The organism is Mycobacterium sp. TKK-01-0059 (assembly GCF_000709305.1).
Classification (GTDB): Bacteria; Actinomycetota; Actinomycetes; order Mycobacteriales; family Mycobacteriaceae; genus Mycobacterium; species Mycobacterium intracellulare.
Genome location: NZ_KL446993.1, coordinates 3,672,031 through 3,686,014, shown reverse-complemented (window position 1 = coordinate 3,686,014; position 13,984 = coordinate 3,672,031). Strand labels below are relative to the sequence as shown.

The following is a 13,984-nucleotide window of genomic DNA, read 5'->3' as shown; positions in this document are numbered from 1 at the left end:
GTAGCCGCGATCACTAGTTGGTTTGCAAGGGCGCTGGGTTCACCGAGTGTGTGGGATATGGCCGAACGAAATCCGTACCTGGCCCCACACTCGGCGCGGCCCTGTCCGACTCAGGGCCACCTAGCGGCGATCACCCATCGCCGCATAAAGCTTCGCCAGCAATTCCGCCGTGGTCGCGAAGTCCATGCAGGCGTCGGTGACGGATTGGCCGTATGTCAGTTCGCCGCTGAGCGATTGGGCGCCGGCCACCAAAAAGCTCTCCAGCATCAGGCCGGCGATGCCGCGCTCGCCCGCCGCGATGCGCGCGGTCACCTCGGCGGCGACCTCGGCCTGTCGCACGTGGTCTTTGGCGGAGTTGGCGTGTGAGCAGTCGATCATGACCAGCTCGGACAGCCCGACCTTGCGCAGCCGTTCGATGGCCGTGACCACCGAAGCCGCATCGTAATTCGGGCCGGCGGTACCGCCCCGCAGAATCACGTGGCAGTCGGGATTGCCCATGGTCTCGACGACGGCCGCGCGGCCCACGTCGTCGGTTCCGAAGAAATGGTGGGGCGCCGCCGCGGCTTTGACGCCGTCGATGGCGACTTGGATGTTGCCATCGGTGCCGTTCTTGAATCCGATCGGCATCGACAGCCCCGATGCCAACTGGCGGTGCACCTGCGACTCGGTGGTCCGCGCGCCGATGGCGCCCCAGGCGACGGCGTCGGCGATGTACTGCGGGCTGGTGGGCTCCAAGAATTCGCAGCCCACCGGGAGGCCGACGTCGATGATGTCGAGCAGCAACCCTCGTGCGGCGCGGATCCCCCGTTCCACGTCGAAGCTGCCGTCCATGGCGGGGTCGTTGATGAGCCCCTTCCACCCGACGGTGGTGCGCGGCTTTTCGAAGTAGACCCGCATCACGATCTTCAGCCGTTCGGCGTACTGGGTCGCAAGCGGGGCGAGCCGGCGTGCGTAGTCGAGGGCCGCGACGGGATCGTGCACCGAGCAGGGGCCGACGACGATGAGCAGGCGGTCGTCGTGGCCGGCCAGGATTGCCGACACCTCGTCGCGGTCGCGCTGGACGGCCTCGGCGCGCGCGGGTGTCAGTGGCAGTTCGGTGCGAATCGCGGCCGGAGCCGAGAGTTCTCGGAACGAGACGATCCGATGGTCGGACGTGTCGACAGCTGTGGTGACGTCGGTGAGGGACATGGTGGGTGTCTTTCTGTGTTGGCTGCCAGGGCACGCCGCTGGTTCCCGATGCCCTGAAAAGCGAAAAGCAGCGACCGTGTGGTCACTGCTGGGCTCCGGGTCTCAGTCGTGCGGGTGCGTCAACCAGACGCCTCATCGCCGGCTCCGCCCGGAGCCTCGATAAAGCGCCAATACGCGCGCACGCCGATGTTCACGTGGGCGAACATACCATGTGGGGCCGGGCCCGTTGACAGCCGTCGCTCCACGTGAAGCCGGTTGATAGGCCCGCGGTCACGCGCGGCCGCCAAACATTCGTTCGGGGAACTCGTTTTCCTGGTCGTCTACGACCCGCCGCACGTGGCGACAGACTAGCCAATCGCGTTGGTGCGCAATGCGCTAAGGAGTCTGTCCATCACCACGCCGGCGTCCGCCCGCGCCTGGTGGTAATCGTCCGCACGCGCGATGTAGAGCGTCGCTTCGCGCAGCGCCCCCATGATGGTCAGGGCCGTCGCCTCGATCGGCTGGCGCGGGATGCTGCCCGACTCAATGGCCTCGGTCAGCAGCGCCGTGACAAATCCAATGTTGTATCGGTGCCCGATGGCGCTCCAGCGTTCCCATCCCAGCACCGCCAGCGCCTCGAGCAAAACGATGCGTTGAATCTCGGGATCGGCGCACGCGTCCAACCACAGGGCGGCGCACAGCCGCATGATCTCGACGGGATCGCCGTGCCCCGCAGCCGCGACGGCATCTCCCATTCGGGCGGCCATCTCCCCCTCCACCTGCTCGAACACCGCCGCGAACAGCTCTGTCTTGTCGGCGAAATGGTGATACAGGGCGCCGCGAGTCACCCCCGCGTTGCGAACGATCGTTTCCAGGGATGCGTCGGCAAACCCCAACGAGGCAAACAACGGCCGGGCGGCAGCGACCAGCGCTTCACGCGTGCCGGCCGCGCGCTCTGCCTGTGTGCGACGACCGCCCTTCGCCATCAATCCCCGCCTCTCACGTGTGCATTCTCATACATACCGCGCGGAGGTCGTGGGATGTCCTGCCCGACGGCGTAGCGTCGAGGTCGGCGGTGGACTCAAAACACCCTGAGCCGGCGAATCACGTTCAGAGTCGATGGATCCCCCTCGGCTTGAACGCCCAAGCTTTCCCAGGTACCGCGCTGGGTAACCCACCGCACGAAAGCTTGCGAATCAGACGTGATGTGCGTGGCGACATCGTCGTGGTCGCCGATGCGGAGGATCCGAGCGCATAGGCCGTCGAGGCGAAGCTCCACGCCTGTCTGTAACTCGTTGAGCAGACTCGTATTCTGCTGCGGTAGGGCCGCTTCGATCCAATCGAGGGTGGGCGCGAGCCGTAGCTGGTCGACGGGCGGCGGTGTACCTTGCAGCGGCCCACCAGGAGGAAAAAGGTCGTACCGGATGTGGACGAAGGCTTCGAAGACGAAGGTTGTCGGCACGACCGACGCCGGATAGGTGCCGACATCGCCTATCGGAATGTCGACGTCCTGACCTTCGATGGCGGCGAGCACCTCTAGACCCCGCGCGCTCACCGATTCGTAGTCGGCCACGACCTCTTGGGGGGTCATCGAGCGTCGCGACTCGACATAGATGTCCGCCGCGCGCTCGGCCGGCAAATCGCCGGGATCGGGCAGGGCCGATGGGTCGACCGCCAACCAGAAGCTGCACGCCATATGGGACACGAGATCTTGCACCGACAACCCGAACATCCACTGTGCTTGGCCCACATCGAATCCGGCATCTGCGAGCAAAGCTCCAAAACGGTCCTACGTTCTTCCGCTATGGCCTCGAGCATGGCACTCATGATCCCCCTCCACATACATACAGTATGTATTAACATACACACGGTATGTATGTGGTTCAAGTGGAACATCGAAGTTGGTATCGACCACCAAAGACGTCGGCCTTCCGGCATTCGTCGGGACCGCCCGTGTCAGATTGAGCCGGCGTGTGCGGCGACCAAAGGCGCTGTCGCGCGGCGTGATCGGCGTACCGGCAGCCCGAATCCGACCATCGCATCGAGGATGGCCTGGCTTCGGCGGGTGATCACATGGTCGTCCACGGGCGCCGGGCGCGGGATCTGAGCGGCCACCCCGATGATCGCCGACCCCACGATGTGCCACATCGCCGTGACCGCGACGGCGCCGTTGCTGATTGCGTGCACGGAGTCGAACAGCCGCGACAGGCTTCGGTGGCAGCGATGCGCCATCCAAATCGCCAGTGCCGCTTCGTTCGGCAGCGTGAGCACGCCCTCTCGGCGCGGGCGCCGCCCGAAGGCATCGCCACTGCGCGCGGCCGCGCAGGGATCGTCGGGCAGCACGCGCAGCGTGGGGTCCACCACGGCGGCCCAATCAATTGCACCGTCGCGATCGCGGTGCAGCCAGAGATTTTCCAGGCCGGCGTCCCAGGCTCTTCCTTCCAGCAGCACCAGCGGCAGCATCCGGCCGATGATCTCGTGGATGAGGCTGGCCACCAGTTGCCGCGCGGCGGCGTGGGGACCGATGTTTTTCGCGGCATCGTCGAACATCGCCCGCAGCAACGTGTCGGTCCGCTGTGAATCGAGAGGCCACCAGCGCTGTCGCGAGACATCGTCGAGCACGGCGATGCCATACACCAAGGGACACCCGGGAAAGAGTGCGCGCAGGCGACGGCTGGACTCATGCACCGGAAGCTCCCGGCGGATGTCCATCCCCGATATCAGCGGATGGTGAATCGCGGTGCGCATGTGAGCAACCTCCCGTGTCAGTTAGGTTAGGCTACCCTATGCTAGCCCTGGTCGGGCGGCGCTCCCGCCCGGTCAGCGACACCGGTCCGCGCACACAGAGGAAGCGACCATGACCGCCCAACCGAAGTTTCACTGATCGTGGGCTACGGCACCGACATGGGTAACGCCGAAGACGCGGCCGTGTCGTTCGCCGAGGCCGTCCAGGAAGCCATGGGCATCGAATCGGAAGCGGTGGAACTCAACCAGGTCGAAATCGCCGACCTGCAATCGGCGAGCCATTTCATCGTGGTCACCTCGACGTTCGGCGACGGCGAGTTCCCCGACAGCGCCGCGTTGTTCTGGGAGGCGATCAGCGCCGAAAGCGCCGGCCGGCTCGACCATTTGAAGTTCGCCGTGCTGGCGCTCGGCGACAGCAGTTACGAACTGTTCTGCAATGCCGGCCGGCTCCTCGACGAGCGCCTGGAAGCGCTGGGAGCGGTCAGGCTGACCGCGCGTGTCGATGTGGACGGCGCCTACCAGCAACTCGCGACGGCGTGGACGGGCGACCTGGTCAAGCTGCTGGCCGCCGACCGCGCTCATGCGGGACCGCGTGTCGCGACGGTTGCCAAGGAGGCAACGGCCGCTCCTCCCCCGCCGGGCCGGGATCACCATCAGCTTTTCGAGGCACCGATAGTCGTGAACCGGCTGCTCAGCGCGCCGGGTTCGGAGAAGGAGGTTCGTCACTACGAGTTGGACCTCACCGGCGCCGGAATCGCCTACAGCGCCGGCGATTCGATCGCGGTGCATGTCGCCAACGACCCCGACTTGGTCGACGCAGTGCTCGCCGAACTCGATGCGGGCCCCGACCATGCGGTGGCCGGCTACGACGAGCCGCTCGGCGTCCTGCTGGCTCACCACCTGGATATTCGGGCTCCGTCGCGGCCGCTGCGGGCGCTGGTGGCATCCCGCGCCGGGGATGCCGACGCGGTCGCCGCCCTCGCCGGTGACGGAACCGCGAAGCCCGGCACGTGGTTGTACGGCAGGGACGTGCTCGACCTGATCAGGCTGGGCGAGCTCAGTGTGGACGAACTCGTGGACGCCTTGCGTCCCTTGCAATTCCGTGACTATTCGATCGCGTCGAGCCCGGTGGTCCATCCCGATCGCGCGCATTTGACGGTGGCGACGGTGCGGTACACCGCCCGTGGGCGCCGGTATGGCGGGGTGACCTCGACCTTCCTGGCCGACCGCAGCGAGACGGCACGCGTGCACCTGCGACCGAATCACTCCTTCCGCCTGCCCGGCGCTGACGTCCCGATCATCATGGTCGGTCCGGGGACCGGCATTGCGCCGTTCCGCGGCTTTCTGCAGGAACGGCAGGCGACCGGGGCGCCGGGTCGGGCGTGGCTGTTCTTCGGCGCGCGGAATCGGGCGCTGGACTTCCTCTACGCCGACGAACTGCACGGCTTCCGGGAATCGGGCGTGCTCACGCGACTCGACCTGGCGTTCTCCCGCGACGGAAACGAGGATGCCACGAAACAGTATGTGCAGCACCGCATGTGGGAGAACGCCGCGGAAATCTTCGGCTGGCTCGAAGAGGGTGCGCACGTGTACGTGTGTGGCGACGCCGAGCGAATGGCCAAGGACGTCGACGAGGCGTTGCGAGCGCTGGTGGCCCACGCCGGCGCGATGGAGGCCGAGGCCGCCCACGCCTATGTCAACGAGCTGATCAAGAATCACCGGTACGTGCGCGACGTCTACTGACGGCCGGTGTTCACTGACTCGCGGCGGTGGGATATTCCGGGCGCCAACGCACCTCGGCGATACGGTCGGCGAGCTCCGCGTCGCTGCGCGTCGGGGCGACGCCGTCCACCACGGCCTGCATGGCGACCGCGTGCGCGATGCGGACGGCGACATCGGGCACGTCCGACCACGCGGGCAGCAACGGCCGGTCGGGGTCCGTGAGGGCGGGCGACGCCTCGCCCAACGTCTCCGCGGCGACGCGCATCATCTCGTCGGTGACCCGGGTCGCCTGGGCCGCCGTGACGGCCAAACCCATCGCGGGGAAAATATAGACGTTATTGCATTGGGCGACAGGACGTTCCAGCCCGTCGCGGCGCAGCGGCGCGAACGGCGATCCGGTGGCGATCAGGGCGCGCCCGTCGGTCCACCGATCCAACTCCGCCGGGTGCGCCTCGGCCCGGCTCGTCGGGTTGGACAGCGGGAAGATGATCGGTCGGTCGGTCTTGCCCGCGAGTTCCCGCACGATCGCTTCGGTGAACGCGCCCGCGGCGGTGGACAAGCCGAGCAGCACGCCGACGTCGACACGGTGGACGACATCGGCGAGCCGGGCGCGCCCGGACACGCCCCAGCCCGCCACCCGGGCGGCCGGCTGAGCAAATCCGCGCTGCGCGGCGGACAGATCGGTGCGGTCATCGGTGAGAAGCCCTTCCACGTCGACGGCCCAGATGCGCTCCGAGGCAGCGCCTTCGGACAATCCCTCGTTCACCATTTGGCGGCGAATCATGTCGAGCACACCGATGCCGGCCGAGCCGGCGCCGAGCATGACAACCTGTTGCTGCGACAGGGGGCGTCCCGCGACCTTGGCGGCACCGTGCAGCGCCCCAAGGGTGACGGCGGCGGTCCCCTGGATGTCGTCATTGAAGGTAAGGAGTTCGTCGCGGTAGCGAGCGAGGATCGGCTGCGCATGTGTGGACGCGAAGTCCTCCCACTGCAGCAGCACATGGGGTAGCTGCCTGCGTACCGCGGCGACGAACTTGCCGATGAACGCGTAGTAATCGTCGTCGTCGACGCGTCGGTGCCGCCACCCTAGGTACCGAGGGTCATCAAGCAGTTCGCTGTTGTCGGTTCCCACATCGAGCACGATCGGCAGTGTGCGAGCGGGGTCGATGCCGCCAATGAGGGTGTAGAGGGACAGCTTTCCGATCGGGATGCCTATGCCGCCGATGCCCTGATCGCCCAGGCCGAGGATCCGCTGCCCGTCGGTCACCACGATCACGTCGACCTCGCGCTGGGGCCGATTGTTGAGCACCTCGTCCAGGCAGTCCCCCTCGGCGTAGGACACGAACAATCCCCGCGGCCGGCGGTAGATCTCGCTGAAACGCTGGCAGGCCTCCCCCACCGTGGGCGTGTAGACGATCGGCAGAGCCTCGGGGATGTGGTCGAGCAAAACCCGGTAGAACAACGTCTCGTTGCGGTCCTGCAACGCCCGCAGATAGATGTGTTTGTCGAGATCGTCGCGGCGCGTGGAGAATTCGTGCCAGCAGTGCTCGGCCTGTTGCTCGAGGGTCTTGACGGTCGTCGGCAGCAGACCCATCAGGCCCAATCGCCGTCGCTCGTCCTCGGTGAAGGCGGTGCCCTTGGTGGTCAGGGCATCGAACAACCTGGCCGGCCCCCGGAGCTCATCGGGCATCGTCAACGTCCCTTCTGTACGAATCTCGCGGGAGGGGAACGAGGGAGTGTCCGAACCATCATCGATGATCCCCGGCTGTTTGTCTGCGCGTAACCTAGCGCCAAAGCCGTCAAAGTGTCAGTGCGCTGCCAAAACGACCTGGGCCTGGGCTCGTCGAATGCCTTGAGGGGCATAGCGGAACGATGCGTTCTCAGATGTGAGGAAGCCCGCGGCGCCCCCTATTGACCGGATTCCCAGTTGGCCGCAGTTTGCTGCCGGAGTCGGGAATCGGCCCGAATCCCATGCGAGGCTTCGCATCAACGGGAGCATGTGATGCAGCGCCGCCGAACTTATGCGGATCGTGTGATTGTTTGCCCGACTCACCGGTGCAAGAAAGGTTTTGCTGACACTATTCCAATACGGCCATACATCACGATATGGTAACCGAAGCGCCGTTTCGGCAGGCCCAGCATCGTCTCGGGTGGCCTCGCCGAGACAGCGTCGCTCTGTGGGTGGGAATCGACAGATTGGGTCATCGCGTCGAGAGAAATGCTTGTTCGGCCAACGGTTCTGTGTTAACCGCGCGATTTAATTCGGCTCCCTGTCGTTGACTACCTCACACGGGCACACCATGGGTTGTCAGAAGTTCCTGAGAGATTGCTCGGGCCCGAGAGGGGAATTCTATGATTGCGCCGCGGGTGCGCCGGCGGGTCATGACTTTGCGCCGCTTGTCAACATGCGGGTCGCCAACTCACATCACGGTGAACTTATTCCCTCGCGCGCATTGGTCGACGCATCCGGCGGTGCGGCGATCGGGAGGCCCGCGTAACGGGGCTCCTCGGGTCCTCAACTTGTTCAGCAACTCATGCGCTGTGCCATTAAGGTCATCCGAACTGGCGTCACCAGCTGACGGACGAAAGGTAGCGCATGTTCTTGGGAACGGTTGAGGACTGGACGGCCGAGGGCACCGTCGTATCCTGGTACCCCACCGCGACCACCTACCGGCGTGTTGCCGAAGCGCAATACCATCCGGCGCCGGTGAGTTATCAGCAGTCGCAGCATCTTCGATACTACCGACGCCAGGTCAGCCGGGGTCGTGATATCCCACGGTTGTGCATTGGGGCCTGGGAGATCAGCGGTGTCTGTGATATCGATGCGATGACCTACGCCGTGAATGCGCACCTGCGGCGGCACGACACCTACCACGACCGGTTCGCCTTCGGTGACGACGACGAGGTCCTTCGCTACGTCATTGCCGAGCCGGAGGTCATCACTTTGGCGCCAACGGATCTCGGAAAGATGGGACCACCGCAGATCCGCAAACTCCTGCTCGACACGCCCGATCCCCTGCAATGGGACTGCTTCACCTTCGGCGTCATCCAGGGTGATGACCGGTTCACGGTCCTGATCGCCGTCGACCACCTGCGCGCCGACGGTATGTCGGCCGGGGTGATCTTCCTCGACATCCAGACGATGTACTTCAGCGCGTTGCAGCAGGCACAGTGTCCGCTGGCACCCGCCGCCAGCCATCGCGAATACAGCGCGAATCAGCATGCGTACACCAGGGGCCTGACCGAAGAGTCACCCGAGATCCGTTCGTGGCGAGCCTTTCTCGCGGCGAACAACGGGGCGCTGCCGAAATTTCCGCTGGAACTTGGCGAGGCGGCCGCCGATACCCCGGGGGCCATCGACGTGTTCGACCTGATCGATGACGACCAGGGACGGCGGTTCGAAGCGGCGTGCCGCGCCGCGGGCGCGCGTTTCAGCGGTGGCGTGTTCGCCTGCGCCGCCCTGACCGAGCACCGGTTGACGGGCGCCGCAACGTATTTCGGCCTCACCCCGTTCGACAACCGGCGGGATCCCGCCCACGCCACCGCGGTCGGATGGTTGGCCAGTTTTGTCCCGTTGGCAATTCCGACCGCCGGCGCTTCGTTCGACGAGGTCGTCAGCGCCGCCCAGGCATCGTTCGATGCAAACACGGCCCTGGGTGCCGTGCCGTACTACCACTTGCTCGAGTCGCCGGACGGATCGTCAGGCCCCATCGAGGTTCCGGACCGTCCGGTCCCGATGCTGTCGTACATCGATATTCGCAAGTTGCCGTTCGGCGACTACTTCGACGGTCTGCGTGCCGGGGTGTGGGGCGATAACAGGCTGTCGGAGACGGTGTGCATGTGGGTCAATCGCATGCACGACAAAACGCAGCTGGTGGTCGCTTACCCCGGCACCGACGTCGCGCGTAGGTCGGTCTCCCGCTACGTCGAGACGATGCGCGCCGAGTTCACCCGGGTGGCCGACGCCGGGCTGAACACCGATGCGTGACGCGGAATTGTCTCCGCCGACCGAGGTCTCGGCATGAGTGCCTTGGCGGCACTCACCTTGCGCACACTTTCCGGCTCCCGGCGCGATGCCGACCTGCTGTTCGCGGCGCTGGCGCCCGTGGGTTGCTTCCTGGGATTCACCTTGGTGTTGGGCAGCCTGATCCATCCCGGCTCGATGACCTATCCGCAATATGTCCTGCCGGTGGTCATCGTGCAGGCGATGCTGTTCGGGGCGATGACGACCGCCGACCGTGCCGCACGAGACCGGCTCTCCGGCTTCGGGTCTCGTCTCAAGACTTTGCCGGTTCCCGCGGCGGTGCCGCTGGCCGCGCGGATGCTCTATTGCTTGATACGCTCGGTCGTCGCGCTCGTCGCCGCTGTCGCCGTCGGGTGGTCGTTCGGCTTCCGGATGGCCGGCGGTCCGGGCGACACGGGCCTGTTCGTGATCATCGTCGTGGCGTTCGCGATGGCGGTGTGCCTCGGCGCCGACGCCCTCGGCTCGCGGGTCGGCTCCGTCGAATCGTCGAGCCAATTGCTGCTGCTGCCCCAGCTGGTGCTGGTCCTGTTGTCCACGGGTATCGCTCCCGCGGAGTCGTTTCCGGCATGGCTGGGCCCGTTCGTCCGACACCAGCCGGTCTCCCGGGTCACCGACACGTTGCGCGGGCTCGCCGCCGGTCACGCAACGGGTAGGGACCTGGCGGTGGCATCGGCGTGGTGCCTGGGGCTGCTGGCGTTGTTCGGCGTTTTGGCGGTGCGGATGCAGCGACGCGTCGGCAGCGGACGCCCCCGCGCGCCCCGCACGGTCCGGATCCCGTCTCAGGGCGCTCGACAGGCGCGGGATGCGTCCGCGCAGCCGTCGCGGGGGGCAGTGGCTACCCATGCGACGCAACGGGTTTCGTATGCGCCGTCACTGACGGCCTTCCTCAGTCACAGCGCTTCGGAGGCCGGCCGGCTCCTGCGCCGCTGGCGGCGCGACCCGATCGTCGCAGTGCAGGCCCTGTTGTTCCCGGCCTTCCTCCTCATCGTCTACAAATTGCTGATCGGCAAAGCCGTTCTGGCCGTCACCGGACACGACAGCCTGTACGGGCTGGTGCCCATGTGTGCGGTGGTGGGCGCCGTGTTCGGAACCCTTGGCGCCGGTTTGGCTTTGCCGGCGGAACGAGAGTCGGGCGTACTGACGAGGTTGTGGGTGCAGCCGGTGCATCGGGCCAGCACGGTGGCGGGCCGGCTGGTCGCCGAGGCCGCCCGCACCACCGCGTCCGCCGTTGTGCTCACCATCTTCGGTGTCGCCCTGGGGCTGCGATTCAGCTACGGCTGGATCGCGGCGCTGGCCTTTGTGCTGGTGCCCGTGGCGATTTCGGCCGGGATGGCGACGTTGGTGATCGCGATCGCCGCCCGCGCGGACGGCAAAGCCATGGTGACCTGGCTGGGTGCGGGATGCGTGCTGCTGCTGTTCCTCAACACCGGTGTCGCGCCCGCCGGGGTGTTTCCGGGCTGGCTGCAACCGGTGGTCCGCTTTTCGCCCATATCACCGACGATCGAGGCGATGCGCGCGCTCGCAGAGGGCGGGCCGGTGCTCTCGCCGCTGTGGCAGGCCGCCCTGTGGGCCGGCGTCCTGGTCGCGGTGTTCGCGCCGGTGGCGGTGCGCGGATATCGCGCCGCGGCCGAGGCGGGGTGCTAGTGACGAGGCTGGCACTGTTGGACCAGGCCGCGTTTCTGCGGCTGCGCGCCACCGGTCAAGGCAGCACGGTGCAATGCACATGGGTCTATGACCGCGCCGTCGATATCGACGAATTGCGGACCTTCAGAGACAGTCTCGGTGCCGGTCTGCTCGGGCGCCGGATCGAGCGTTCGCCGCTGCCGTTCGGGCGCCATCGCTGGGTGGCCGACAGCCGCTCACCGGACATCGCGTGCGAACCGCCGCGCCCCCGGAGCGAGATCGGCGCGTGGATCGAAAGACGCGCGCGGGTGCGCGTCGACCCCGAGCACGGCCCGACATTTCACCTCGGCGTGCTGCCGTTGGACGACGGTGGGGCGGCGGTCACCCTGGTGGCGTCACACTGCGTAGTCGACGGCCTCGCGATGGCAGCGGCCATCACCGAAGCGGTCAAGGGAGAACCGCGCAATCGCGGCTACCCACAGCCGAATTCGCGTGGCCGGTGGCGCGCGATTCGTGAGGACCTGTCCCACGCCGTTCTCAGCCTGCCGGCGGCCGTCCGGGCGCTGATCGCGACGCTGGCGATACTGGTCAAGGCCGCGCCGGATCGACAGGCGCAGCCGCAAACGCGCGCACCTCGGGCGTCCGGCCCAATGGGCCAGCGCCAGAACGGGTTCGGGTCGGTGACGATTCAAACCGACGCCGCGGCATGGGAGGCACGTGCGCGCAGCCTCGGCGGGAGCAGCAACACGCTGTGCGTCGCGTTCGCCGCTCGCCTGGCGCACCGGATGGACAGGGTGCTCCCTGGCGAAAACTCCGTGACGGTGGTGCTTCCGGTCAGCGATCGCACCGCCGATGACGACCGCGCCAACGCGCTGACCTCGATCACGCTCACCGTCGACGCCCACACCGTGGCCGGCGACTTGAGCGGCGTGCGTGCGGATGTCAAAGAGCTGTTGGCGTCTTTGGCTCGCCAACCCAACGAGATGCTCGCCGGATTGCCACTCATTCCGTTCACGCCACGATGGCTGGTCCGTCGCGCCGAGGGCATCGCCATGTCGTCCGGCCAGCTGCCGGTGGGCTGCTCCAACCTCGGCAGCCTCGATGCCGCCGTCGGCCGCATCGACGGTGCGGATGCCACCGAGTTCTCGATGCGGCTGGCCGAGCAGGGCCTCACCCGGTCGCGCATCGAGCAAACACACGGCCAATTGTTCTGCGGCACAGGAACGGTCAACGGCAGCCGATTTCTCACCATCGTCGGCTACCACGGCGGCGCCCACCCCATCACCGCGGCCACGAGCGAGCTCGCGTGCGACGCGCTGGCCGACCTGCATTTGTCCGCCACTACGGTCTATGGGGACGGGTCGTGACGGTGGACCTCGCCCTCGAGGCCGATCAACGCGCGCGTCGCCTTCACGTGGGTGTCGCCGTCGCGATCGCGGCGTGGGCGGCGGCCGTGCTGTGGTTCGCGATCAAGGTCGTTCCCCTCGACGTGTACTGGATGTCGTATTACACGGCCGACTACACGCATGGCTTCGTCCGCCGCGGGCTCGCCGGTGAACTGGTCCGGTTGGCCCCGAACCACTACTTCGCGGCCACGCTCGGTCTGCGGTGGCTGTCCACGCTGGTCTATTTGGGCGGGCTGGCAACGGTCGCCGGTGTGGTGGTCTCGGGTCGCCATCGGTCTGAACGCAGACTGATGGTCGCGGCGGTTTTGCCGCTGTTGCCATTCGGTGTCCCGTTCGCGGCGTTCTCGGCTCGGCCGGACCTGTTCGGTGGGGCGGCCCTCGCGGCGTTCAGCTCGGCGTTGGCGCTCACACGATCCCGGCCCGTCGCGACTGTATGGTGCGCCGCCTACGGCGCCGTCATCGCCGCCTTGACGCTGGTGCACGAGGCGATAGGGCTGCAGTTCGCGTTGGGGGCATTCCTGGCAATCATCGTCCTCGGCGGGGCCCTGGAAACCACCTGGCGCCGTGGCATGCTCCTGGCCGTGCTGCCGGGAGTCCTCACCACGGCTGCCGTGGCGGCGTTCGGTCGCCACGACATCGCCCCTCAACTGTGCGCGGCGGTGCCACATCACCCGGTGCCCAACCCCTTTGCCACGGTCACATCGCCTGCGACGCTGATGCACTACGTGCTTGCGGGACAACCGAATCAAACCGATTACCACGACTGGGTGTGCCGCAATGTGATGCCCAACTACGCCAACGGAATCGCGGACGCCATCCGAACCGTCGGCCACATCGGCGCGCTCGGCCTCACCGTCTCACTGCTCTTCGGCGCCGGTGCCGCCGCGGTGACGGTGTGGGGTCTCAGCGCCCTTTCGGGCGTCCCGCTGCGCGCGTTCGTCGACGCCTTGCGCGGGCGAACTCCCTGGGTGATCACCGGTCTGCTGCTGGTCATCCCGGTCTTTCTGACCGGCTTCGACTGGACCCGTTGGCTGACGATCGTAGCGTTCGACGTCGCGATCGTCTTCCTCCTTTTCGCGGCGCGCAGGCCCGAGATCGATCGGCGACCCACACCAAAGACGGTGCGGCTGTTCATCCTTCTCGTCATCGCGCTGGCGCTGATCCCGGTGGGCGCGGTTCCGGGTTTCGGCGGACCGCGGATGGTCTGACGGGGGCGCCCGATCGGGGTTTTGCTGGACGTGACGCGTTGCCTGTCGATGTATCGCGGCTGGTAGAGTGCATGGCACTGTGAATTTCG

The 13,984-nt window shown here is 66.8% G+C and carries 9 protein-coding genes and 1 pseudogene; 5 read left to right on the top strand and 5 right to left on the bottom strand.

Annotated features, from left to right (window positions below; genetic code table 11):
* Positions 1–120: 120 nt before the first annotated feature.
* The 4 genes and pseudogenes from K883_RS17525 to K883_RS17510 form a co-directional block, all read right to left on the bottom strand.
* Entirely contained in the window at positions 121–1,188 is a 1,068-nt protein-coding gene (locus tag K883_RS17525; RefSeq protein WP_036455075.1) for a 3-deoxy-7-phosphoheptulonate synthase, read from the bottom strand.
* Between the two features lie 347 nt (positions 1,189–1,535).
* Positions 1,536–2,153, bottom strand: a complete 618-nt coding sequence (locus K883_RS17520) for a TetR/AcrR family transcriptional regulator (RefSeq protein ID WP_009955693.1) — start codon at positions 2,151–2,153, stop codon at positions 1,536–1,538.
* Positions 2,154–2,248: 95 nt separating this feature from the next.
* A pseudogene (locus tag K883_RS17515) lies at positions 2,249–2,931 on the bottom strand (maleylpyruvate isomerase N-terminal domain-containing protein).
* Positions 2,932–3,123: 192 nt separating this feature from the next.
* Positions 3,124–3,915, bottom strand: a complete 792-nt coding sequence (locus tag K883_RS17510) for a hypothetical protein (protein ID WP_036455073.1) — start codon at positions 3,913–3,915, stop codon at positions 3,124–3,126.
* Positions 3,916–4,071: 156 nt separating this feature from the next.
* Between K883_RS17510 and K883_RS17505 the strand changes: the two genes are divergently transcribed.
* Entirely contained in the window at positions 4,072–5,655 is a 1,584-nt protein-coding gene (locus K883_RS17505) for a diflavin oxidoreductase (RefSeq protein ID WP_141244905.1), read from the top strand.
* A gap of 10 nt (positions 5,656–5,665) precedes the next feature.
* On the opposite strand, the gene K883_RS17500 is transcribed toward K883_RS17505, so the two are convergent.
* The gene (locus K883_RS17500) at positions 5,666–7,324 is read right to left on the bottom strand and encodes an NAD-dependent malic enzyme (RefSeq protein WP_036455072.1); all 1,659 of its coding nucleotides are present in this window, start codon (positions 7,322–7,324) and stop codon (positions 5,666–5,668) included.
* 906 nt (positions 7,325–8,230) lie between these two features.
* On the opposite strand from K883_RS17500, the gene K883_RS17495 reads away from it, so the two are divergent.
* From K883_RS17495 to K883_RS17480, 4 genes are read left to right on the top strand one after another with little or no spacing between them, the layout of a single operon-like run.
* Positions 8,231–9,622, top strand: coding sequence for a condensation domain-containing protein (locus K883_RS17495; protein WP_036455071.1), 1,392 nt, complete (start codon positions 8,231–8,233; stop codon positions 9,620–9,622).
* Between the two features lie 33 nt (positions 9,623–9,655).
* A complete protein-coding gene (locus tag K883_RS17490; protein WP_036455069.1) occupies positions 9,656–11,302 on the top strand; it encodes an ABC transporter permease in 1,647 nt (548 codons plus the stop codon).
* A complete protein-coding gene (locus K883_RS17485; RefSeq protein ID WP_036455068.1) occupies positions 11,302–12,648 on the top strand; it encodes a condensation domain-containing protein in 1,347 nt (448 codons plus the stop codon). The genes K883_RS17490 and K883_RS17485 overlap by 1 nt, the downstream gene beginning before the upstream one ends.
* A complete protein-coding gene (locus K883_RS17480; RefSeq protein WP_036455067.1) occupies positions 12,645–13,895 on the top strand; it encodes a hypothetical protein in 1,251 nt (416 codons plus the stop codon). Before K883_RS17485 ends, K883_RS17480 begins: the two co-directional genes overlap by 4 nt.
* The last annotated feature ends 89 nt before the right edge of the window (positions 13,896–13,984 follow it).

Bases quoted from the DNA above. Each gene is read 5' to 3' on its own strand.
- K883_RS17525 (WP_036455075.1), bottom strand. From the start codon at position 1,188: ATGTCCCTCACCGACGTCACCACAGCTGTCGACACGTCCGACCATCGG.
- K883_RS17520 (WP_009955693.1), bottom strand. From the start codon at position 2,153: ATGGCGAAGGGCGGTCGTCGCACACAGGCAGAGCGCGCGGCCGGCACG.
- K883_RS17510 (WP_036455073.1), bottom strand. From the start codon at position 3,915: ATGCGCACCGCGATTCACCATCCGCTGATATCGGGGATGGACATCCGC.
- K883_RS17505 (WP_141244905.1), top strand. From the start codon at position 4,072: ATGGGTAACGCCGAAGACGCGGCCGTGTCGTTCGCCGAGGCCGTCCAG.
- K883_RS17500 (WP_036455072.1), bottom strand. From the start codon at position 7,324: ATGCCCGATGAGCTCCGGGGGCCGGCCAGGTTGTTCGATGCCCTGACC.
- K883_RS17495 (WP_036455071.1), top strand. From the start codon at position 8,231: ATGTTCTTGGGAACGGTTGAGGACTGGACGGCCGAGGGCACCGTCGTA.
- K883_RS17490 (WP_036455069.1), top strand. From the start codon at position 9,656: ATGAGTGCCTTGGCGGCACTCACCTTGCGCACACTTTCCGGCTCCCGG.